19 protein-coding genes are annotated in these 24383 nt (G+C 43.1%); 5 read left to right on the top strand and 14 right to left on the bottom strand.

Annotated features, from left to right (window positions below; genetic code table 11):
* Positions 1-336 precede the first annotated feature (336 nt).
* Both apcD and GLO7428_RS18830 read left to right on the top strand, forming a co-directional pair.
* On the top strand, positions 337-813 hold the full coding sequence (gene apcD / locus GLO7428_RS18835) for an allophycocyanin subunit alpha-B (protein ID WP_015190166.1): 477 nt from the start codon (positions 337-339) through the stop codon (positions 811-813).
* Between the two features lie 71 nt (positions 814-884).
* Positions 885-1370 (top strand): allophycocyanin subunit beta apoprotein, encoded by a 486-nt coding sequence (locus GLO7428_RS18830; RefSeq protein WP_015190165.1) that lies wholly within the window; start codon positions 885-887, stop codon positions 1368-1370.
* A 126-nt stretch (positions 1371-1496) separates the two neighbouring features.
* Here the strand turns inward: GLO7428_RS18830 and GLO7428_RS18825 are convergent, their stop codons facing one another.
* Positions 1497-2879, bottom strand: a complete 1383-nt coding sequence (locus tag GLO7428_RS18825) for a chlorophyll a/b-binding light-harvesting protein (RefSeq protein ID WP_015190164.1) — start codon at positions 2877-2879, stop codon at positions 1497-1499.
* 292 nt (positions 2880-3171) lie between these two features.
* Positions 3172-4629, bottom strand: a complete 1458-nt coding sequence (gene dacB / locus GLO7428_RS18820; RefSeq protein WP_196797394.1) for a D-alanyl-D-alanine carboxypeptidase/D-alanyl-D-alanine-endopeptidase — start codon at positions 4627-4629, stop codon at positions 3172-3174.
* Between the two features lie 223 nt (positions 4630-4852).
* Between dacB and GLO7428_RS18815 the strand changes: the two genes are divergently transcribed.
* Complete coding sequence (locus GLO7428_RS18815) at positions 4853-5464, top strand: hypothetical protein (protein WP_051038455.1); 612 nt, start codon at positions 4853-4855, stop codon at positions 5462-5464.
* 154 nt (positions 5465-5618) lie between these two features.
* Here GLO7428_RS18815 and ilvB read toward each other — a convergent pair whose 3' ends face one another.
* The 3 genes from ilvB to GLO7428_RS18800 form a co-directional block, all read right to left on the bottom strand.
* Positions 5619-7442, bottom strand: coding sequence for a biosynthetic-type acetolactate synthase large subunit (ilvB, locus tag GLO7428_RS18810; RefSeq protein WP_196797636.1), 1824 nt, complete (start codon positions 7440-7442; stop codon positions 5619-5621).
* A gap of 340 nt (positions 7443-7782) precedes the next feature.
* Entirely contained in the window at positions 7783-9042 is a 1260-nt protein-coding gene (locus GLO7428_RS18805; RefSeq protein ID WP_015190160.1) for an MFS transporter, read from the bottom strand.
* A 255-nt stretch (positions 9043-9297) separates the two neighbouring features.
* Positions 9298-9867, bottom strand: a complete 570-nt coding sequence (locus tag GLO7428_RS18800) for a hypothetical protein (RefSeq protein ID WP_015190158.1) — start codon at positions 9865-9867, stop codon at positions 9298-9300.
* 117 nt (positions 9868-9984) lie between these two features.
* Here GLO7428_RS18800 and GLO7428_RS26175 point away from each other — a divergent pair, with 117 nt between their 5' ends.
* Positions 9985-13413 (top strand): diguanylate cyclase, encoded by a 3429-nt coding sequence (locus GLO7428_RS26175; RefSeq protein ID WP_015190157.1) that lies wholly within the window; start codon positions 9985-9987, stop codon positions 13411-13413.
* 18 nt (positions 13414-13431) lie between these two features.
* On the opposite strand, the gene GLO7428_RS26170 is transcribed toward GLO7428_RS26175, so the two are convergent.
* The 8 genes from GLO7428_RS26170 to alaS all read right to left on the bottom strand — a co-directional run bounded on the left by GLO7428_RS26170 (position 13432) and on the right by alaS (position 22965).
* Positions 13432-14067, bottom strand: coding sequence for a hypothetical protein (locus tag GLO7428_RS26170; protein ID WP_015190156.1), 636 nt, complete (start codon positions 14065-14067; stop codon positions 13432-13434).
* A 5-nt stretch (positions 14068-14072) separates the two neighbouring features.
* On the bottom strand, positions 14073-14660 hold the full coding sequence (locus tag GLO7428_RS18780; protein WP_015190155.1) for a RidA family protein: 588 nt from the start codon (positions 14658-14660) through the stop codon (positions 14073-14075).
* Between the two features lie 77 nt (positions 14661-14737).
* The gene (locus GLO7428_RS18775; protein ID WP_015190154.1) at positions 14738-16294 is read right to left on the bottom strand and encodes a flavin monoamine oxidase family protein; all 1557 of its coding nucleotides are present in this window, start codon (positions 16292-16294) and stop codon (positions 14738-14740) included.
* A gap of 612 nt (positions 16295-16906) precedes the next feature.
* On the bottom strand, positions 16907-18526 hold the full coding sequence (locus tag GLO7428_RS18770) for a cyclic peptide export ABC transporter (RefSeq protein WP_015190153.1): 1620 nt from the start codon (positions 18524-18526) through the stop codon (positions 16907-16909).
* Between the two features lie 26 nt (positions 18527-18552).
* Positions 18553-18936 carry a PepSY domain-containing protein gene (locus GLO7428_RS18765; RefSeq protein ID WP_015190152.1) on the bottom strand — a complete coding sequence of 128 codons (384 nt, stop codon included), beginning with the start codon at positions 18934-18936 and terminating at the stop codon, positions 18553-18555.
* A 364-nt stretch (positions 18937-19300) separates the two neighbouring features.
* Positions 19301-19561, bottom strand: a complete 261-nt coding sequence (locus GLO7428_RS18760; protein ID WP_015190151.1) for a hypothetical protein — start codon at positions 19559-19561, stop codon at positions 19301-19303.
* Between the two features lie 65 nt (positions 19562-19626).
* Positions 19627-20295, bottom strand: a complete 669-nt coding sequence (locus GLO7428_RS18755) for a Uma2 family endonuclease (RefSeq protein ID WP_015190150.1) — start codon at positions 20293-20295, stop codon at positions 19627-19629.
* A 30-nt stretch (positions 20296-20325) separates the two neighbouring features.
* On the bottom strand, positions 20326-22965 hold the full coding sequence (alaS, locus tag GLO7428_RS18750; RefSeq protein WP_015190149.1) for an alanine--tRNA ligase: 2640 nt from the start codon (positions 22963-22965) through the stop codon (positions 20326-20328).
* 343 nt (positions 22966-23308) lie between these two features.
* Here alaS and GLO7428_RS18745 point away from each other — a divergent pair, with 343 nt between their 5' ends.
* Entirely contained in the window at positions 23309-23518 is a 210-nt protein-coding gene (locus GLO7428_RS18745) for a heavy-metal-associated domain-containing protein (protein WP_015190148.1), read from the top strand.
* Between the two features lie 266 nt (positions 23519-23784).
* On the opposite strand, the gene infC is transcribed toward GLO7428_RS18745, so the two are convergent.
* Positions 23785-24312 (bottom strand): translation initiation factor IF-3, encoded by a 528-nt coding sequence (infC, locus tag GLO7428_RS18740; protein ID WP_015190147.1) that lies wholly within the window; start codon positions 24310-24312, stop codon positions 23785-23787.
* Positions 24313-24383 lie beyond the last annotated feature (71 nt).

Below are 24383 nucleotides of genomic sequence, written 5' to 3'. Positions count from 1 at the left end.
ACCATTTTGTCAATTGTTATGTTGTCTTGCTACAAATTTATGATGGCAATATAGACCTTATCCCAATCTCAAAATAATGACTATTTGTAATTTTTTGTTACTTCTTTCAAATGCAGATTAATAAAATTCTTGATTTATACAAATAAAATTATCTCTATTATTTTTCTAAATAAAAATGTAAAATCATCAATAGAGTAATCTCTATATAAACCCTATAAAACTTTGATTGTAAAGTTATAAATTAGTTTATTAAATTGTGAGAATTTTTGCTGACTTATTTAGAAATAAGAGTTAAAAAAAAGCTAATAAAGTTCTCAATTTTGTGGAGGACAGCAAATGAGCATAGTAGCACAAGTAATCGCTCAATCAGATGATGCTAATCGTTTTTTGAGTAATACTGAGCTAGATAAGCTACAAGATTTTTTCAGAACAGGAGAACAGCGGTTAAAAGTTGCTCAAATCTTGACACAAAATGAACAAAAAATTGTGCAGGAAGGCAGCCGTCGCTTTTGGCAAGTTGTTCCGAATACACCGAGTAATAGCGGCGATCCTCAAAAGACAGCATTATGTCAACGAGATCAAAGCTGGTATCTACGATTAATTTCCTACGCCGTCTTAGCAGGTAACATGAAACCCCTCGAAGACATTGGTGTAGATGGAATGCGAGAAATGTATACTTCTCTAGGCGTTCCTGTCAGTAATATAGGCAATTGTATGCGTTGCCTAAAAGAAGTTGCAACCAACATGATGAGTAGTGAAGAGGCGGCGATCGCCAAGCCTTATTTTGACTATTTGATTCGCGCAATGTACTAGATCTTCAAACGCAATTTTTGTGAAGTTAATTTCTGCAATCTTTTTACCAATTTTAGTTTGAGAAGAAAGCAATGCAAGATACGATTACTTCGCTCATTAACCCAGCAGATCAACGCGGCAAATATCTAGAAACCGAGGAATTAGAAAAACTCAGAAGATATTTCCAATCAGGTGAGTTACGTGTCAAAGCTGCATCGGCAATTAGTAATAATGCTGCTAATATCATCCGCGAAGCTGTAGCAAATTCGTTGCTGTATGGCGATATTACGTGTCCTGGTGGGAATATGTATCCGACTCGGCGTTATGCTGCTTGTATCCGCGATTTAACGTTGTTTTTACGTTATGCTACTTATGCGATGCTAGCAGCCGATCCTTCAATTTTGGATGAGCGCGTGCTGGACGGACTTAAGGAAACTTACAATTCGTTGGGTGTTCCTATCCAGCCTACGATACAAGCAATTCAAGCCATGAAGGAAGTTACGACTCGCTTAGTGGGTGCTGAAGCGGGTGGAGAAATTGGGATGTATTTCGATCACATCTGTAATGGTTTAAGTTAGAACGTTTTCTCCAATAATTCCCTGGTTCAAACTTGAGATTTCAAGAAGCCCCCTAAATCCCCCAATATTTGGGGGATTTTAATTTATTTTGTTCGGAAGCCCCTTGAATTGGAGGTGGGGTTTTATCTATCCGCCATATCTAAAGGTTTTTCCTTGCGAACTCTTGCGGCTTTGGTAAGTTGTTTCGTAGAGTTTACGCGGTATTGAGTGTGGATAGTTTAGATGAGATTGTTCCTCAGTTGGAGTTTCGTAAAACGGGTTTAAATGATTTCTGGGATAGCTAAATTCGTAAAGAACTTTTTGATTTTGCTGTGGGTTAACGAGGCTTTGCTTTCCGTTCGGGCGCGAAGGATTATAAAGATTGTCATTCGCAGGTTGCTGATAAGCAAAAGCTGGTTTTTGCTCGATGGTTGGAGTTTCGTAAAATGTATCTAAATTAGATTGTGGCTGGTAATTAAAATGTTTTTGATACGCTAAGTTGGGATTGGGTAAGATTTCTGAGAAAGCATTTTTCCAAGATTCTAATACTGGCTCAAAGTAACTTGCAGCTAGCCCAAAATGCCATATGGAACCTTGAAGAACAACAAACGCAAGGTAAAAATAGGCGTTCGCTAACCAAATTCGCGATGTTGGTTCGGGATCGCCTGGGGTATAAAAGTGCGGTAAGAGAAATAAATTAAACTGCGATCGCACGCCATAAAACTCTTCAGGATACACCAGCGTGTTAAATCCGCAATAAAACGCCCCAGCAAATCCAACGAGTGACAGCGCAAACAGCGAATACCCTAAAATTGCATTTCCAGAAAAGATAAACCGCCGTTTGACCCAATCGAAAGGTTCGCGGGAAAGATGCCAGATTCCGCCTAAAATGAGCAGTACACCGGCGTAGATATGACCGCCAACGACATCTTCTAAGTTGTTTACGGTGAATAGATGCAAGATGCGATCGCCAATTACCAGTGGATTTAGCGTTGGATTCGTCACAACTCGCACGGCACCCAGATTAGCATCGTATAAACCACCGAAAAACATCGCTTTAGCGGCGACAAGTAACGCGCCTAAACCTAAAAAAATGAGATGATTACCTAAAATCAACCCTAACTTTTTCGGGTCATCCCAGCTAAAATGATAGCGACGTGCTACTGGCTTCTCCTCTTCTAAACTTTCGGCAACTTTAGTGCGGTGAAACCAAGTACCGAATGCAAATACAAGCGATGAGATAATTAAGACAACAGCGATCCGAAAATAAGGCTGGGTATCAATCACTTGATTATTTAACACGCCCCATCCTTGAGTTGCTAAGCGCGGTAGCCAAAATAGCTTTTGCTCATACATTGGTTGGGTTGGCGAGTAGCGCGCAATCTCCCACAAAATCCACGCACCCACACCAAAACAGACTATTGCTGCGTGTGCAATATGCGCAACAAGAAATGTTCCTGACAAGTTAATAAATCGGGCATTTCCAGCCCACCAAGGATATTTGACCTTGTTTTTGCTGGATTTTTGCATTTTATTAAAGCCTCAGTTTCAAAGGTTTCCTAGTCAATGACAAGAGCGTTTCGAGGAAATCCCAGCTAACAAAACTGTTACAAACCTTGACAAAATAGCGAAAAATTATCTTTAGTGTCATTATTATTAGCTGATAGAAATATCGCAATTAATTGCAGTATTTTTTAACGTTATGCAATTTTTTGTAACTAAAGCGGTTGGTATTTAGAAGTTGTTTCAAAGGTATTAAAGCCCCCTACTCCGTCTCGCTCTCCCTTAATTCAATGGGAGAAGTTACGAAAATAATATCGATTCAACACTGACGCAAACGAGTTAACAGTAGTACAATCGCATCAATTGCTTGCCGAATTGCTGTTGCTGGTAAATTGGATTGATTAACAAGAATGCTAAAAACTAACGGCTCATAGCTAGTCGCATTGAGATAACCTGATAATGCAACAACACCAGTCATCGTGCCAGTTTTTGCTTGGACAATACCTTGTGCGGGTGTATTTTGAAAGCGGCTTTTCAACGTACCACTAATTCCCGCAACGGGTAAAGAATTCCGATAGACATGGGAACTCGCCATGACTCTTAACGTTTGCACTAAAGCTTCTGGGCTGACTAAATTGTGACGCGATAAACCAGCACTATCGGCTAATACATATCCACTAGGAGCAATACCCAAGGTTGTTAAGGTATTACGAACAATTTCTAGACCATTATTACTTGTATCACTACTTGCTTGAGCCGCAATCGCCTGCAATAATGCTTCAGCATAGAGATTATTGCTGTTTTGATTCGTCTCGATTAACAGTTGGGTGAGTGGTGGTGATGTAACTGCGGCAAGTTCCTGAGTATTTTCTTGACTCGTACGCGCGACAACTGTTTGCTGAGTTGTAATTCCTGCATTTGCGAGCGCCCGACGAAAATGTCGTAAAAAGTGTTCTGTAGGTTCAACGACTGCTAGACTAACTGATTGCGGTTCAGCATCGATACTCAAGTTACCTGCAATTTGCAGTACTGCACCTTTTAAATCGCGACTTACACTTGTTGTCGTTGTTTCCCCCGCAGGAACCGTTAAAGATTCATTTTCAACCCGCCACCATATCGCTTCGGCTGGATCAGTCCATTGTACCCGTAACGGTTGACCGATCTGTTGGGGCAATAACTTTAGCTCTACCGCGTTTTGATTCAAAATAAAGTTACCAACTGGCGCGCCGTAATCTGCCTGAACATCTTCCCATTCCCAAGTAGGATTGACTACACTACCGCGAAAGTAACTATCATCAGCAATGAGTTGGTTGACTTGGCGAATTCCGCGACGACTCAACTGTTGAACTAATGCTTGTAGTTGCGTGTCAGTGAAACTGGGATCTCCGCGCCCGACAATCCGCAAACCGCCACGACTCGCATAAACGGAGGTACGAATTTGAAATTGCGAACCTAGTCGTTGCAACGCGGCTGCGGTTGTAAGTAATTTGGCGTTTGATGCTGGAATAAAATACTTTTGCGCATCTTGGCTATAAAGATTTTGCGCTGTGGTGAGTGTTTGAATTGAAATTCCCCACCGCAATCGACTAAATTGAGGACGATTGGTAATCTGTTCAATAGCTGTCCCAATTTGTGCAGAGCAAAGCTGTTGTGGCGATTGCTGTTCAGTTGCAGGTTGTGTTTGCGCAATTGCAGATTTAGTGCCTTGGGCAAAGAAAAATAGGAGTAGTAAGCTAATATACTTAAGCTTCACGCGATCGCTGTTACTGATAGTCAAACAAATTCATTTAGCGAGTATGCCACGAACTTGAACGCAATAACAGTGAGGTTGAAAACTAGTAAGTTGTTTACTTTACTGACGCGAAAACTGCTGCAACAACGAACGAGTAAAATTTTGTGTATTTTAGAAGCTGTAATGTGTAGCAATTATGGGAATACTACGACGAAACTACAAAAGACCCAACGTCGAGACCGAATTATATTCAAGACGTTCTAATAGATTGCTATCAAGATTTGCGATCGCGCTTTCTACTTTGGCAATCATCTTGAGTTCGCTGACACTCGCACGAGTGTTTACACTACAACGCGAGGTAGAAGCGCTAGAAGATTCCCTAGAGCAATTAACCGCCGTACCGTCGCCAACTGCTACTAACCCATCCAACACAACAGATAGTAACATTCCAGTCCCACCACCTGCGGTTGCACCCGATTCCACTATAACGCCATCCCCAACCGCAACACTAGAACCAGGTAGGTTTGTGCAGCCTGCTTTAAGTAATCAAGGGCAAGTCGAATTAATCCGAGTGAACCGAATTCCTGGTCAGTTTGATGTTGTCAACGTACAGATGCGTATCCGTGCGCTTAAACCAAATACCCCCCTCTCAGAAAACATCGACTTAAATGATACAACAGCCCGCAATCCAGGAACAAATGAGACATATAGAGTCATTAGCGGTGAATCAACAGGGGTTGTGTCGTTGGGTGCGATGCAAAGTACTAACCAAACTGCGGTTGATGCTTATGTATGGTTACAAGTACCAATGCAAGTCAACGTGATTGATATTTATATTCCTAATACTGAACCTTTTGCAAATGTGCCAATTGCGAGTTAAACAGATTTTCTGTACAAATAATATTTAAGCCCACAGACTGAAGTCTGGGGCTAGATATGCAAAGTGTGCGCGGCAGCACACTATTTGATCAGTTTTAGTCATTAAACCACAGAGGTGGTTTTCGTTTGATTAGCCGCAACTTCAATTGCTAGGCTTACAATTTAGTCCCGCACTCTGGACAGAATTTGTTCGTGCTGACGTTTTTTGCACCGCAGTTGCTGCAATAGATGAGTTCAGCTACTGTTTCCTCTTTGGGGCGTTCGGGTAAGCCAATCATTTGAGCATTGCTCTTACCTGGGGCAACCATAGGATAGCAGTTTTCATCGCGGGTCACGTGGGCGTCAACTAAAACTGGACCATCATGCGCTAGCATTTCGGCGATCGCATCTTGTAATTCATCGCGACTGCGAATCACCATTCCTTTGATACCATACGCTTTTGCCAATAACTCAAAATCTGGCATCGCCGGTTCCATATTTGAGGAAGAGTATCTTTCCCCATAAAACGCTTGTTGCCATTGACGTACCATGCCTTGCCAACCATTATTAATAATGATTGTCTTGACATTAATGCCATAATGTGCTAGTGTTCCCAACTCTTGGAGATTCATTTGGAAACTAGCATCACCACTAATACAAATAACTTGCTCATCGGGTAACGCGACTTTTGCGCCCATTGCAGCAGGTAAGCCGAAGCCCATCGTTCCTAATCCAGCGCTGGAAATCCAACGACGCGGACCATTTTTCAAAAATTGTGCTGCCCACATTTGGTGTTGACCGACATCGGTTGTGTAGTACGCATCTGGGGCTTGGCGACCAACCTCAAAAATGACTTCTTGCGGTGCAATACTGTGGTCGTGGTGTGGTACGACCAAAGGATATTCTTCCCGCCAGCGGTTAATGCGATTGAGCCATTCTTGCGTTTGATTTGGCGTACTAGAGATTCCCGCAGCGTGAATGCGGCGCAATAATTCCTTGAGAACGTTGCGCACATCACCAACGATCGGTACATCGGGCGTGCGGTTTTTACCAACTTCTGCTGGATCGATGTCGATGTGAATGACTTTAGCGTGCGAAGCGAATTCATCTAACTTACCTGTGACGCGATCGTCAAATCTTGCGCCAACACAAATAAGCAAGTCGCACTCACTCACCGCAAAATTCGCATACGCTGTACCGTGCATTCCTAACATTCCTACCGATAGCGGATGGTGTTCGTCAAACGCACCGATCCCCATCAGCGTTGTTGTTACAGGAATATTAAATAATTCGGCGAGTTGTTTGACTTCAGCGTGGGCATTTGCGGCGATCGCGCCACCACCAACATACAATAGCGGCTGCCGTGCTTGACGAATCAAGTCAATAGCTTGGACAATTTGCCGAGGATTTCCTTTGACCGTCGGGCGATATCCTGGTAGCTTAACGCTTCCTGGTTCTACAGGAACATAGTCAAACTCTTCTAAACCAACATCTTTCGGGACATCGATCAAAACAGGTCCTGGACGTCCAGAACTTGCGATGTAAAACGCTTCAGCGACGATGCGCGCCATATCTTTGGGTTCGCGCACAACGTACGAGTGTTTAACTATTGGTAGCGTGATCCCGTAGATATCAGTTTCTTGAAACGCATCTGTACCAATAGCTCCGCGCGGTACTTGTCCAGTGATAATGACCATTGGGATCGAGTCCATGTGTGCGGTGGCGATTCCTGTCACTAAATTTGTCGCCCCTGGACCGGAAGTTCCAAAACAGACTCCGACTTTTCCAGTCGCCCGCGCATAGCCGTCGGCTGCATGCGCCGCACCTTGTTCGTGTCTTACCAAAATGTGCTGAATTCCGCCAGCAGCTTCGGCGCGATACAGTTCATCATAAATTGGCAGAATTGCACCACCAGGATAACCGAAAATATGTGTGACACCGTGACGTTTAAGACTGTCAATTAGGGCATAACCACCTGTTGCCCGTTTTGGTGCTTTAATTGGTGGTGCTGAGACTTCGGGCTTGAGCCGAGGTTCAGTTTCTAGGGAGATGTTGTTTGATCGCGACTCTTCGTAGGGAACGCTTCGTGAACGCACTGGTAAGACCTCACGCAATGGCTAACTTGATTAGGGTTGGCTTTTGTATTTTAAAATGCATTTTAACTCGAAATTCTATTCTAATCTTCAGTAGATTTCTTGTGTCTAATAGTAGAAAAAATACTTGCAAAAATAAATATTACTTTTGACATTGCATTATCACATCAATTCAAAAACTTATCGCAATACATCCAAATCCTCTCCCCTGCACCCCCAATGTAACCATCATGCAGGCAAAAGCGGATCAAAGCACATCGCGCAGCGTACTGCGCGTGTTTTTCCACGCCCAAAATCCAACGATAACGACAAAAATACTCATTCCTAATAGCACAGTGCGTAAGCCGAGGGCATCTGCTAAAGGTCCAGTAATTGCCAGTGGTAAACTCAGGGCAATATTAACTGCATTGTTTTGAAATCCGAACACTTTACCATGCATTTCTGGCGGAGTTTGCTGTTGAATTAAAGTTTGCATTGGGACACCAATCAGTGATGCACCCAAGCCGAGTAATGCACTTAATCCCAAACCCAATGATAAACTACTGGTAAAAGTAAATACCGCAAGCACAAACGCCATACTTAAAAATCCGTACAAAGGCAAAGGTTTATGGTGAAAGCGATCGCCCCAATGTCCTAAAACTCCTGCACCCACAACCATCCCGACTCCCGAAGCTGCTAATAAAAAGCCAAATTGTGTTTCTCTTAAACCAATTTCTGCCGCAAGCTCAATTGTCAAAACGGTTAGCGCTGCAAACACTGAGTATAAAAGTGTTAATTGCAGCATCGCATTCCACACTAGGCGGTTGCGTTGGAGATAGCGCAAGCCTGCCTTAAAGTCACTCCAAGGATGAACTGTTTTTAACTTGATATCTGCGGGGGCTTTTTCTCTGAAGGTGACAAGTTGCATAATAACGCCAGAAAGTAAATACAACCCACCTACTAATAATTCTCCACCGTATTCAGTGTTCCAATTACGCGCTAAACTCAGCAAAGGTTCTCCTACCGCAAAGCCGACGATTAATGCTCCCATTGTTGTTGTTGCAAATAAGGCATTTGCTGCCATTAAATTCTCTCGCCTTACCAACAGCGGAATTGCAGCTTGTTCTGCGGGTGCAAAAAACTGTGTCACCGTGGAGATAGTAAACGTCAGAATTAACAAAATTAAAAATTCTCTTGGCAACCACGGAATAGCGATCGTGAGGACACCGCGCACGATATCTGCTGCAACAAGGACAGGTTTTTTTTGATAGCGATCGACAAAGATTCCGCCAGCCGAACCAAAGAAAATTGCGGGTAGTGTAAATGCCAGCATGAGTGTAGATCGCATCGAGTTTTCCATACCTGGAGTTGTTTGATATCTCGCCAACAGCGCAATCAGCAAAACAAAGAAAACTTTATCAGCGATTTGGGAAAACAACTGCCCAATCCACATCAACATGAAAGGTTGATTCTTGAGTAAGGCGCGAAATCCTCTACCAAAATCGGGTGGTTCTTCAACAGGAAACATAAGCTTAGGGGTCGGAGGTCAGGGGTCGGGGGTCAGAGTTAAAACAGGAGCTAGACGATGCTTAGCTGTAATTGGAGCAGTGGTTTGCGTTGCGTACAAAGGTTTTTGTCCGAAGAGCGCAAACTTTCCAAGACAATGATTCTCAGCTTCTATAATGAATGTTTTAACTATGCTGACCATTGCTATAACTAAAATTGAGATGATTTAGATTTGAATTAAGATATTCACCTTAGCTTCCTTCGCTGCACGCGATCTCTAACCTCTGACCTCTGACCCCTGACCTCTTCTGTATTGCTCTAACAGCATAATCACAAAATCAGCAGCAGTCAGGTGCAGTAGGGGTTGTGAGTTTTTTGTGTAACAACCGGAAACATTTTGTGGCGATCGCCATAATGTTAAATGATCGACCGCAGGTTCGGCATAGAAATTAGCACTACCACTTCCTAGCATTGCAGAACTCCAGTGCGTAAAGTAATCATGACTGAGGCGATGTACGGGAAAGTTGCCAAAAAGGGGAACTCCCCAACCGTCGATGGCAATCAAGGCTAAGACTTGTCCGCCTAAACTTTGCCACAGGCTTGCTGCTGTAACTGCGCCGACTACGCCTGCACTAAAAGCGATAAAGACAACGGCGGGGGATGACTGCTGCGGATCGCCAAGCTGCGATTGTAAAAACTGCAAAATATGGAGTGGTGACAACACTGCATAGTCGTGCGTTGGAAAAACCAAAAACTTGTTGATATGACTCGAAGTGGCGTTTAGCCCTTGAACGAATTCTTGCGTCAATTCGGGTGCGTGGATACCTGGACAAATTACAATAAACATCAGTCTTTAGAGGTAAATAGTATAAAGATTCCGTGAACTTACTCTAGTCATCTTCGGCAGCTTTAGCGCAAACTTTAATGACTCAATTGCAACAAGTCATGCGTTAATGGAGCAGAGATGAACTCAACAATGAGCCAAGGAGTCAAAGGTAACACCGAAAGTTCATCGCCAGACGAAGTTGCCAGACTACAAGCACTTTACCAGTGCCACATTCTTGATACGGCTCCTGAAAAAACCTTTGACGGAATTACGACCTTAGCTGCATACATTTGTCAGACACCTATTGCCTACATTAGCTTGGTCGATACACGACGCCAATGGTTTAAATCGAAGGTGGGAATCACAACGACAGAAACCCCGCGTCGCTTTTCTTTTTGTACGCATACTATTAGTCAATCGGATATTTTCATTATTCCAGACACCTTAGCTGATGAACGCTTTGCCACGAGTCCACTAGTAACTTCAGATCCTTATATTCGCTTTTATGCAGGCGTACCTCTGACTACGGTTGAAGGTTACAGTATAGGCGCGCTATGCGTTATGGATTATGTTCCGCGAGAACTCACTTTTGCCCAGGTAGAAGCATTACGGAAACTTGCGCTTCAAACGATTCAACTAATCGAGTTACGCCGAAATTTGGGAGAATTAGATAGTGCTACGACTCGACGTCAAAAAATAAAACAAGGTAGTTCTTTTCTCAAAAATGTTGCAGCAGGATTTGGTTTAGCTTCGCTAATTTTAATTATTATTAGTATTGTTTCCTACCGTAATCTGAATGGACTTATTCGCACTTATAACCAAGCAACAAACTCGCATGAAATCCTAGAAAAACTAGAAGCTGTAGTTTCTCAAATGAAAGATGTGGAAACTGGGCAGCGGGGTTATGTTATTACTGGTCAGGACAATTATTTAGAGCCATACAATGCAGCAACTGCTTCAGTTACTCAACAACTCGAAGAGTTGAGATATTTAATAGGAAGCGATCCAAAGTATCAGCAACATCTAAAGAAACTTGAGTCACTTATTCAGCAGAGAATTGCCGTTAGTCAGTATGTGATTGATACACGAAAGAAATTTGATTTTGAAACGGCAAAAAAATTCATGCTGTTAGGGCGAGGTAAACGCCTCATGAATGAAATTCGCCAAACTATCCATGAATTTGAGCAGCAAGAAAATGCGATTTTACAGCAGCGATCGCGACAAGCTCAAGCAAATTCTTACTTTACAGTTTCTGCCTTTACCGCTGGTATTATACTCAATCTGTGTTTGCTTTGTGCAGTATATTATTTCACATATCGAGAAATTAATCAGCGCCAGCAAACTGAGCTTATCCTCGAACAAGAACGTGACTTTACCTCCGCAGTAATCAATACAAGTGGTGCGTTAGTTCTCGTTACGGATACTCAAGGTAAAATTGTTCGTTTTAATCAAGCTTGTGAAAAGTTAACTGGCTATCTTTTTAGTGAAGTTAGAGGTAAGACTTTTTGGAATTTAGTTATTTCTCCAGAGGATGTCGCGCAAGCGATCGCGCTATTTCGCCAAGTGCAAGTTGAGTTTCCGCAACAATGTGAAAATTACTGGATAACCAAGAATGGCGATCGCCACTTAATTGCTTGGTCAAATACAACGCTACTCGATGCGGATGGAGTTGTTGAATATATCATTAGTACTGGTATCGATATCACCGAGCAAAAGCAAATTGAAGCAACCTTACGCCAAACCAATACGCTACAAACCGCAATTTTAGATAGTACAAGTTACACTGTTATCTCCACTAGCATAGATGGTACAATTTGTACATTTAATCGTGCTGCTGAAAAACTGTTAGGCTACTCTGCCCAAGAGATTGTCGGCAAAACAACACCAGTGATTTTTCACGATCTTCAAGAAATAGTACAGCGATCGCAAGCACTATCAGCTATGGGAATACACGTCACTCCTGGCTTTGATGTGTTTGTCGCCCAAGCACGGCGGGGAGAAATCGACGAACAAGAATGGACTTATATTCGTAAAGATGGTAGCCAGTTTCCAGTTTTGTTATCAATAACAGCTTTACGCGACATCGATGGTAACATTACCGGATTTCTCGGAATTGGAAGCGATATTACCGAACGCAAGCAGGCTGTAGAAGCATTACGCACTAGCGAAGCCAGGCTGAATTTTACTTTGGAAGCTGCCCAAATGGGAATATGGAACTGGGATATGCTAACGCACCAAGTCACTTTTTCTGAGCGGTTAGCTTTAATCTTTGGTTTTCCTCCAGCCCTTCGTTGTGCAACTTATCAAGAATTTATTAATGTCATGCACCCTGACGATCGCACAATTGTTGAGCAAAGTATTACTCGTGCAGTCGAAGGAGATGGCAACTATCAGGTTGAATTTCGGATTTTTTTATCAGACCATACCATACATTGGATAGGTAGTCAAGGGCAAGTTTATTACGATGACACTCATCAAGCAACGCGTTTGGTGGGTGTATCGATGGACATCACCGAACGCAAACTGACAGAACAAGCACTACAGCAAGCAAATGCAAAGTTAACTGGCTGGGTGAGTGAATTAGAAGAACGTAACCGCGAAATTACGCTCTTGGGCGAGATGAGTGAGATTCTACAAGCTTGCCAAACTGTAGAAGAAGCCTACAAAACTTTACCAAGTTTAGTACAACCTTTATTCCCAAAGCTATCTGGTGGAATTTTTCTGATTAATGCCTCTCGGAATATAGTCGAAGCGGTGGCAACGTGGGGTAGTATTTCTAGCAGCCATACGCTATTTAAATCAGATGATTGTTGGGCGCTGCGACGCGGTAGGTTGCATTACGTCGAGAACACGCACACAGGCTTAGTGTGTCAACATCTCGATTGTACTGGTTCTTCAAGTGTTGAATATCTCTGCGTACCAATGATGGCGCAGGGTGAAGCATTGGGACTATTGCATTTGGGTTGTTCAGAATTAGGGTTAACTCAAGGAAAAAAACAGCTAGCTATTACAGTTGCAGAACATATCGGCTGGGCGTTAGCTAACTTAAAATTGCGCGAGAAATTGCAAAACCACAGTATTCGCGATGCGCTGACAAATCTATTCAATCGCCGCTACATGGAAGAATCGCTCGAACGCGAACTGTTTCGCTGCGATCGCAAAGAGCAACCTTTAGGCGTGATTATGATCGACGTCGATCATTTTAAGCGCTTTAATGATACGTTCGGTCATGAGGCGGGTGATGTTGTCTTGCGCGAAATTGGCTTGTTTGTGCAAAACAATATTCGTAAATCAGATATTGCTTGTCGCTATGGTGGTGAAGAATTAATGTTAATTCTCCCTGAATCTTCTTTAGACGTTGTTCAACAGCGTGCAGAACAAATTCGTGAAGGTGTCAAACATTTACGCATTCAACATCGCCAACAACTACTAGGTACTGTAACGCTTTCACTGGGAATTGCTTGTTTTCCGCAACACGGTTCAACTCCCGAAGCCTTGATTCAAGCAGCAGATGCAGCACTATACCACGCTAAAACCACAGGACGCGATCGCGTTGTCACTGCTTAATCTTTCTTCCTGATAAACCTACCGATATCCTGGGTCACTTTCTTCAGGGCTAGCGCCTCCGAGGGGAGTATTCGGCGTCGTTGGATTCATCTGCGGAATAGGATTTGTTGGTGATGGGGGCGGTTGCTGGATTGAACTATCAATAGTCGGGCTTGGAATTTGTTGCTGAATCGCAGCGGGAACGCCAGGAGGTAAAGAACGTTGCTGGACTGCGCTATCACCAGATGTAGGATTTGCAACCGACTCGCTTGTTGAGTTAGGAAAAGCCGAAATCGGACTTTGGTTTGGCTCTTCTGGTTTGTAAAAGCCTAGTAATACCGCAGAAGTACGAAAGTACCGCGTCCATTGCTGAATTCCTGGTTGCTTTTGCCAATCAGCACGCGCGACTCTAGAAGACAAAAGCGGCACTTGCTGTCCGTGGCGTTCGCCTAAAATATTAACAGAAACTTCAGTGACATTATTTTCTGCAAATCCTTGCTCAACAAGGTTGCTTGCTAAAGATTCTGCCTCTTGCATTAATGTTGTGAAAGTTTGATTTGGTTGAGATCTAAGCGTATACTCAATTCTTTTTATCTCAGCTACTGCTGGAGCAGTAAAGATACTCCAGCAACTAATAGCAGATGCACCGAGAATCGTCCAATGATGTAAATCCATCGTTTTTAATGGAATAGTAAATACCAGGGGAATGATTTACCAACTTTTGGATAGACTGCAACCGCTTCAATTTCAATTAACCAGTCTGGGTTAACAAGTCCTGCAACCGCAAGTGTTGAACGTGCGACTTTCACAGGATTTGTTGGGTTGTTAAAGAACTGCGCGTAAGCATCAAACCAACCTTGGTAATCGACAGTGTTGTTTTTGAATGGATCGGCAACAAGATAAACGCGAAGATAGATCGCATCCGATAAACTCAAACCAGATTCTTGTAGCAGCGATTGAATACGTTCTAAGGTACCAATTGCTTGAGTTTTGGTATCTCCATAACGTTCGCGACTACCCGCTGGTGCATTGGGATCTATCACAGGCGGTACTGTACCACTCGTCCAGTAATAAGCCTTAATCGGCGGTACTGCAACAGCCGAGGAAATGGGCGACTCAGGTGGACCAAAAAATGTAACCATCCAGGGTGCCGTTTTTACGGCTGCTTGGACATCAACACCAAGAAGACTTATTAAAAGTATGCTGACACAAACACTCAGAATTAACCAACGTCCTAGTTTAAAAACTCGGCTCAAATATCGTGTCATTGCTCTTATTTCCTTGTGATTAGTAATGCTTGTGCATAAAGTTAAGAAGTGTTTCCATCAACTTTCCTTGACATAACTTATGCCAAAGCGTTGATTTTGGCGGTCACTAAACGCGCTGATTCCAAAGCTCCCGCCATCCATCCGGTAAGATAACTAAGGTGTTCTCCGGCTAAGTAGATATTGCCGTCGGGTTCATTGAGTCTGGGATAGTATTGTGCTCTAACATCAGTGGTATAACTTGCCCATCCACCTAAGCTGTAGGGAATGTTTGACCAGAAAAGGGAAAGACCGTTTTCAAAGTGATTTTTGTATTGGGGGTGAATTTTGCTGCCTTGTTCGAGGGCGAGTGCGACTCGTGCTTCGGGTGATAAAGCACCTACAGTAGCAGCGACAGAACCAAAGTTGTAATACCCCAATACCACGCCTTTGCGAGAAAGATAATCGTTTGAGGGATACCAAATTTGATTAATATCTTGGTTAGTCCAACTAATTCCACCGAAGATATTTTCGTCTTCTTCCCAGAAACGGCGATTGAATTGCAAGCCACTTTTACCAGTCACGGCATAACTGACGCTGGCGATCGCAGCTTTCATGTCAGGAGAAAAGTCAGAAGGGATATCCTTCAACACCGATAAAGGAATCGTACAAATGCAATAATCTCCGCGAATGCGGCGCTGGTTTCCTGATTTATCCGTATAGATGATCCCTACGCCATCAGATAACTTGCGAATTTCTTTAACCACCGCCTCGTAACTAATCAAGTTACCAACACGGCGTTCAAAAGCTTTGGCGATTTGATCCATTCCCCCCACAGGTTGGAACATCGTCATTTGTTGATCGAAGCCCCATTCAAACGCTTCGTTACCAGCAAAACCAAGTTGCAACAATGCACTTAAATCATAAGGATCGCCAACTTCTCCTGGTTGCAAGCCTGCACCTTGTGGTGTTGCATACCCGCGACGGCTTGACCCTTTATAAAATAAGTCAGGGTCAAGACCGCCATACGTCCGTAAAAACTCAATTAACCTTTCTTTATCCTCGGTTGTCAGGGATGCATTCAGCGCGTTTTGATTGATACTTTTGGCGAGAAGTTCGGAGATATAGCCGCGCATATCGGTGACGGCTTCGCGCACATGAACTTTTTTCTCTGACAAAGGACCTGCGTTTTCTTGGTAGATGTATTGCTGGCGACTCAGGTTAACAATCACTTCCAACTCAACACCAAGTTCTTTGCAGTAGTCGATCGTTACGTGATGGTAGGGAATCCGCGCAGGTCCAGGATTGAAATATAAACCGCGATCAAATTGTACTGTTTGTGTTGTGCCAGTAATTTCGGTGAGTTTGTCACCGCCACGCAACGTCCAGCATCTACCACCCGCACGCGATCGCGCTTCTAAAATGACACATTCATAACCGACTTTGCCCAATTCATAAGCCGCAGCCATTCCTGCTAAACCCGCACCGAGGATGATCGCGCGCTTGCGACTTCCTCGGCGTTGTAACTGAAATGGTTCTTTTGACGATGGTGGTTGTTGTGCTGTGGCTGGCTGTTCTAGCAAATCCAACGCTTTCATCGCCGCATATGCTGAACCCGCAGACGCAGCAATGGTTGTTATGAAGTCTCTTCGCTTCATAGCTGCTCCTCACTATTTTCTTGCAGCGGATGCCTACAGGCGTTCTCCGCTAGGAATCTTTAGTTATGCAGCAAATCTGCTGCGCTCAACTTGATATGACAAGACAATATATGTAGCACTTATAAAAAAGTGTCTTTTATTTAACAGTTTCTCGATAAAGATTACTAATTCATAACAAAAACTTTGTAACAGTTTCTTGCTAAAAATATATTTTTTCTACTTCACTTTTAAAACTTCAAAAATGTTATTTTTGAGACAGTTTTTAAGAACAAGAAACTGATTTTATGAAATGTTTACTCGTTGTTGGCTTAAAAAGAGCAGTTGTTTAAATGCATAGTTTTTGCTAAAAATCTACCAGTTTAAACATATTTTTATGGGCTAGTAAGACTTAATTATCTTAAGTAGATAAAAATAAATTTTAGAAGATTTATGAGAACAAACCACTCCAGACACAGAGGAAAGAGATGAAGGTGAATTATTATGATACTGTTTTACTAAATGAGAACTACAATTAATTTCTCCTCTGCTCACGCCAGTCGCCTCAACGGGGTAAACCCCCGCACGGCGCAGGCTCCTGAAGCTACCTATTTGTAGCAACTTCAAAGTGAAACGCTATGAGTAGGTAGCTGTGCTGTCGTATTCTAGTTTGCCGTAATCTAATTTAATGATTCGATCTGCTAAGTGAAAGTAGCGATCGTCATGACTGATGACTATTATTGTTTTACCACGTTGTTTGAGGTTTAGTAGTAGTTGATTGTAGAAGATTTCTCGGAAATACGGATCTTGATCAGATGCCCATTCATCGAATAGATATATCGGGCGATCTTCTAAAAATACTGTGAGTAACGCTAAGCGCTTTCGCTGACCTTGTGATAGGGCGGTGGTGGAAAGTAAACCATTTTTAACTTGCACTTTTGTGTTTAATTGAAGTTTTTCTAAATATTCTTTTGCTTGTCGATCGAGGGAATTTGTTTCAAGTCCTAAAAGACGATCAAATAAAAAGAAATCAGAAAAGATAACAGAAAAGTGCTGTCGATACCACTCTAAATTATGCTCGTTGATGAGTTTATCGTCTAAGCGGATATTACCTGATTCAGGAATATATAGCCCTGTGATGATTTTGGCAAGGGTTGATTTACCGCTACCATTACCACCAACGATAAACACAAGTTGACCAGGATGAAAAGTTAAACTGAGTCCTAACACAAAATGGCTATCTTCGCGATCGCTTCGATAGGTATGAGTAACGCGATCGAGTTCTAACTTATTCCAGTGAGTTGTTGATAAATCTAATGAGTTATGAATTTCTTTTTGGCTTGCTAAGGCTAACCCCATTTTTTCAATTTTGTGCAAGGCAACATTAGCACGAAATAATGCTGGAAGTCTTTCTAAAATGTTTTGGAAAGGAACGAGTAAATAGGTAATCGTGAGAATATAGGCAGAAAGTATCGAAGTAGAAACGTTCGTTAATTGTGGCAGAACAAAAATTAATAAACCAACAATAGTGAAGAAAAGCAAGTTCCCCCAACTAGTTGCGATCGCAAATGTCTTAAACGCTGTTAGATTATAATCGCGAGATGTCGCAGCACTGATTTGCAATTCGTCTGATAAAAATGCTTGACGGCGCTGCGCATGAAGTTTGAGTTCTTTAATTCCTTCGGTAATGGCGCGAAAGTGTTTGAATAACTTGTCTTCCTCCTCGCGCGCTAAGGAAAGGAATTTGCCCGCCTGAGTCAGCATAAATTGCGTACTGGCGATCGCTGTTCCCAAAAACACAATGACAATCAAAAAGACAACACCTGAAAGCCAACCGAGATAAATTAAGCATCCTGCAATAATTGCGATGTCTATACACAAGAAGGGAATGACAAATATTGTGTTGGATAGCGTTCGTACATCTTCGGTTAAAGTTGCGAGTAAACGACTTGCGCCGAGTTCTTCTAAATGTCGCAACGGCGAAGATAAAATTCCCTGGCTCAAACGCAACCGCAAATGATAAACTGCTTCCTGAGCAAGACTAATGAGTAAAACTTGCGAAATGACACTAGTTAATAATGCAACTACTGCAAGTCCAATAAAGTACCATAAAAGGCTATACGTTGATTGCTGATTGACAGCACTATTAATAAGTGCGATCAGACGGGCGCTACAACCACCGCTAATGAGTCCTGTTAATACAGCGATCGCTACATTTACCCAAGAAGCCCGCAGTAGTAACCAAATGAGGTTCATTGCTTAAATTTTTGTTTGTTTTTAGTTCATTCGTAGCTATCAGGAATCTGAAGACTGCTGCGCGGGCGAAAGGAATCTTCGTCATTTGCGTTATTTTCATCCTCTAAATTCGTATTCTCTGAGTAGAGAACAAAACCGTTACCAGCATCAACAATCACTCTTGTGTCGCCAACAATAACTTCGTAGACTAAGCCACCGTTTCGATCAGCAAGCGTTACGCTGCTAGCTTTACCGCCCATTGCTGATTCTGCGGTTCTTCTAGCTTGTGCTACTGAGATTTTGGCAAGCGATTGCCATCTTGCAGCTTGGGCTAAGTGGATGTGACTTTGAGATAGTGCAATAGAAGTAGCGAAACCTAATTCACTTATACTCAAGGCGGTGAGTAAAGTTATCGCGAGTAAATTTCTCATGGTCTGGGATGGTTGTTTTAATGAACTAGTCCCTAAACAATGAATAAGCTTGAATCAACTCCCAAATGACTTTTAGCTAAAATAGCAGGCTTTGACGTAGATCAGCAATTACAGTTAAATGTGGCAATTTGTGCAGTATCCTCAAATTTAGTACTCACTTGCATTTAAGCTTACTAGACAGAACGGGTACGCTTTTATCCTGCGACATAGCATGATTTAGATTAGGGTGAATGTCCTTTATGTATTACAGATACCTTCCGACTGAAGTCGGGGCTACCCAAAACAGGTTTTGAGTTTTGTTCGCTGCTATACTCAGAACTCTAAATTGGTGTACTTGGGTTTATGAAGCTGCGAAGTCATTCGCTCAAGCGTGTAAATTTGCTTGTTCTTGCAACCAAGGATCGACAGGTTGTCCGTCTTTACGCCGTAACTCGATTTCAATCGCGATGACTTCTTGCGAACCAGGTGGCGCAGGTTTTTGATGGAAAATAATGTCGTAGTCGGCGGGATTTTGATTGCGTTCTTTCAACCAATCTTGTACTTTTGTAGTAGCAAAAAATGATTGTCCTTGCTCGAACATTCGGGTAATCTGCATTTGTAGCGAGTATGGATTTAAGCGTCCCATTTTTTCCTCTTTGTTTTTGGGTAATGAGTCATAAATAATTGGTAAGAGAAGCGCCGTACCCAGTACTAAAATTCTTCAGGGTTAATCCCTAATTCTCTGAGTTTGGCTGCAAGTTGTTGAGAGCGTATTTTTTCTTGTTCTAATTGTTGTAAAGCCTGTTCGCGTGAAGTTGCTAACTCGACATAAGTTGCAAATCTTTCTCCGTCGGGGCGATATAGTACAAGTTCCGTTCCCGACATTTCAAATCGGATACCAAGTCGCGGACTCACCCAGCCGAGGATCGGCTCAATCACATCTAGTCGATCTTCTCGGCGTAACCAACCACTCAAGTCGCCTTTATCAGGATCGTACAGATAATATTCTTCTACACCATATCGGTCATAAAACACCAGCTTTTTATCCATCTCTGTTTGAGTATTTCCAGGAGAACGCACCTCAAACACGACCTGCGGTGCAATATTATTTTCTTTCCATTGTTGATAAGAACCTCGGTCGCCTTTAGGTCTACCAAAGACTACCATGACATCCGGTGCAATCCGAATGACATTGTTTCCTTCTTGGGGATACCAAAGCAAGTCACCCGCAACAAATACATTAGGATCGTCTTTAAATAACCATTCCAGCCCTTCTTTGATCGTGACAATCCAACGAAACTGTTTAGTATTATCCGCCATTGGCTGACCGTCGCTATCAGGATAGATAACCCCTGACAGCGTGGATTGTACTTGTGACATCGGTATATCTCCACATATTCAAGCACAACGTTAATGACTCAAAGACGATCGCAGTTGTTCGCGGGCGCTTTCTAAAGCTTCGGGAAGTTTACTCGGATCGCGTCCACCAGCTTGCGCGAGGTTTGGACGTCCCCCACCGCCACCACCGCAGATTTTGGCGATTCCTCCGATGAATTTTCCTGCTTGCAAGCCTTTGTTGTTCACCTGCTTAGTGAATGCAGCAACTAAACTGACTTTTCCGCCTTCGGGAACCGAACCTAAGACAACTGCGCCGTTACCAAGTTTTTGCAACAGCCGTTCGGCTGCGGTTTTGAGCGCTTCGGGATCGACTCCTTCGAGTTGCGCAACTAACATTTGATAGTCACCTACCGTTTCGGCGGATGATAGCAACGTGTCGGATTTGGCGATCGCCAGTTCTGCTTTGAGGCTTTCGAGTTGTTTTTGCGTGTTCTTGAGTTCGTTTTGTAATGCATTGATGCGATCGCTGAGTTCTTCGGGTTTAGCTTTAAAGCGATCGCTCAGTTCGCGCACGACTTTATCGCGGACATTAAGATAATCTAATACGGCTGAACCTGCTACTGCTTCAATGCGGCGTACACCTGAAGCAACGCCTGATTCTGAAATAATTTTAAATACGCCAATTTCGGCAGTATTACTTACGTGCGTTCCACCGCATAATTCCATCGACACGCCAGGGAAATCTAAAACGCGGACTTGTTCGCCGTATTTCTCCCCAAACATAGCGATCGCACCTTTGGCTTTCGCTTCAGCTAATGGCATAATCGCAACATCGGCTTGTACTGCCCAGGTAATCCAAGCATTCACTTGTTCTTCGACTTGTTGAATTTCTTCAGGTGTGAGCGCTCGCGGACAGTTAAAATCGAACCGCAAGCGATCGAACGATACTAAGGAACCTGCTTGCGAAATCGAATCATCAACAATTTTCTTTAATGCGGCTTGCAACAAATGCGTTGCGGTATGGTGCGCTTGTACGCGACGACGACACGCACTATCAATTTGCGCGTTAATCTTATCGCCAACTTGCAATTTTCCCCGCACAACCCGCCCGATATGAAGGTAAAAATCAGATTCGCGCTGTACGTCTGCAACTTCTACTAAGGCTTGATCGCTACTCATATAACCGCGATCGCCGATTTGTCCGCCTGATTCTGCATAAAATGGCGTTGTATCGAGAACAACTTGAACATCAGTTCCGGCTTCTGCGGATTCTACCGATTCGCCGTTAATTAAAATTGCTTCGACAACCGCTGTGCTAGAAAATTGTGTATAACCGACAAATTCGGTCACTTTAATTTCGTCTGCAAGTTTATCGAGCGAACCTTGAACGGTTAAATCAATCGTTTCGTGTGCTTCTTGCGATCGCGTTTGTTGTTCGCTCATCGCGGCTTCATAACCAGCTTCATCAACTGTTAGATCGCGTTCGGCGGCGATTTCTTGCGTAAGTTCGAGTGGAAAGCCGTAAGTATCATACAAAGTAAACGCATCGCGTCCGTCAATTTGCGTTTTCCCTTGCTGCTTGACTTTTTCAATAATTTCTGCTAGCAAATCTTCACCACGCGCCAAAGTTTTCAGGAACCGCGATTCTTCGCGTTGCAATTCGGCTTTGATAGCATCTTCTTGTTGGCGAACTTCAGGGTAAGCTGATTCGGAAAGTGCGATCGCCGCTTCTGCAACTTGCGTTGTAAATTCACCTTCAATTCCAATTAATCTTCCGTGACGCACAATCCGTCGAATCAAGCGCCGCAAAACGTAACCGCGTCCGACATTAGAAGCATGAATCTCATCGGCGATCATATGCACAACCGCCCGTACGTGATCGCCAATCACCTTAAGCGATACTTGAGTTGCTTCATCACTTTGGGCATAATTGATTCCGGCAATTTCTGCTGCGGTTTTAATAATCGGGAAAATCAAGTCAGTTTCGTAGTTATTTGGAACTGCTTGCAAAATCTGCGCCATGCGTTCCAAACCCATTCCGGTATCAATATTTTTGTTTTGTAGCGGTGTCAAATGACCATCTGCATCGCGGTTGTATTGCATGAATACCAAGTTATAAAACTCGATAAACCGCGTGTCATCTTCTAAATTAATATCATCGCCACGCTCTGGGTAGAAATCGTAGTATATTTCCGAACAAGGACCACACGGACCTGTAGGACCTGACGCCCAAAAGTTATCATCTTCACCCATGCGTTTGATGTGAGTTTCAGAAACACCAACTTTGTCGCGCCAAATCGCATAAGCTTCGTCGTCATCTTCAAATACGCTGACAACGAGACGTTCAGGCGGTAAGCCAAACACTTCGGTTGAGATTTCCCAGCCCCAAGCGATCGCTTGTTCTTTAAAGTAATCGCCAAAGCTAAAATTCCCTAGCATCTCAAAAAACGTATGATGCCGTTTGGTGCGCCCGACATTTTCGATATCATTGGTGCGGATGCATTTTTGTGAAGTTGTGGCGCGTTTGAATTCAGGCGATCGCTGTCCGAGGAATATCGGTTTAAATGGTAGCATTCCCGCGATCGTCAGCAGCACGGTGGGGTCTTCGGGTACTAAGGAAGCACTCGGCAAAACAGTGTGTCCTCGTTGTGCATAAAAATCGAGGAATTTTTGCCGAATTTCGTTACCGCTGAGATACTGGGGAGAGGACATGGTTTAACTAGGGGCTAAAGACTAAGAGCTAGGGTTGATTTATAGCAGGGGTCAGGGGTCAGGGATAAACTCTAGTAAGGAAAATCATTACGAGCTTCTATGATGTCCTAACTCTATTGACCGCGGAATGCGGTGAACGCTTTTCCCCGGAGTTAAACTCCGGTGTACCGTTCACTAGGGCTATAACTTAATTTTTATATATTTTTGCATTTTGGTTGGTGTTGTAGCCACTCATGCCGGATGTATTCTCAAATAATCTAGCTAAAGGTTCATGAACCGAACTTGCTAAAAACAGTAGAATTATGATTCACAAAATTCTAAATTTGGATAAATTCGTTCAATTATGGCTTTAAAACTCAACGTTCCTAGTATCGTCTGCGATGGTTGTGCGCAAACGATTACCGAATCGATTAAAACAATGGAACCCGACGCGCAAATTAATGTTGATGTGCAAGCAAAGACAGTGACAGTAGAATCTGAAGCTTCTGAAGAAACGATCAAACAAGCGATCGTTGCTGTGGGTCACACCGTTGAAGGCTATCAAGCAGGTTAAGGTTGGAGAGACATACGATTTACGCAAGAACCTTCTAAAACTCTTATTTCTTAGAGTCTTTTCCTAGCACCTGCGGCTTTGTTAACGGCAATCCCTACAGAGAATGCACCTTCTTGCAGGATAGGATATGCCAATGTAGTTCATTTGACGTGCAAGTGCGTCGTATTCTGAGATAAAACGCATCAAAAAAGTGATGAGTGTCTTAAGCTTCACTCATCACTTTAGTCGTAACCAATGTTACGTTACTGTAGTCAGCCGAATTTGCACTACTTCTTTGGTGCTATTAGCATCATCATATTCTTGCCTTCTTTCTTCGGTGCTTGCTGGACTTCTCCCACTTGCTCCAAATCTGTAGCCATCCGTTTGAGTAGGGTTTCGGCTAGGTCACTGTGTTGAATTTCACGACCTCGAAACATTACGGTTGCTTTTACCTTGTCCCCGTCTTTGAGGAAGCGCTGGGCTTGGTTGACACGAACTTTGTAGTCGTGTTCCTCAATCTTGTAGCGCATTTTTACTTCTTTGACATCAGCCGTATGCTGCTTTTTGCGAGCTTCTCGTGCTTTCTTTTCTTGCTCAAATTTATACTTGCCGTAGTCCATAATTCGGCAAACTGGAGGATCGGCTTTGTCACTGAGAAGAACAAGGTCAAGCTCTTTCTCTTCGGCTATCTGCAAAGCTTCGCGCGGCGAGAGCAACCCCAGTTGTGCGCCATCGGGGTCTATGACCCGAATTTTAGGAAAGCGAATTTGTTCGTTGGTTAAGGTGAGATCGCGATTTTTTCTTTTGTCAATCACAGGCGTTAATTATCAAGAGCAACTGTTTGGGAAAATTCAGCCTTTACTTCTCGCTTAAATGATTTAGAAAA

Origin of the sequence: Gloeocapsa sp. PCC 7428 (assembly GCF_000317555.1) — a bacterium.
Classification (GTDB): domain Bacteria; phylum Cyanobacteriota; class Cyanobacteriia; order Cyanobacteriales; family Chroococcidiopsidaceae; genus Chroogloeocystis.
Note: the sequence above shows the minus strand (reverse complement) of the source record. Positions and strands in the feature narration are given on the sequence as shown.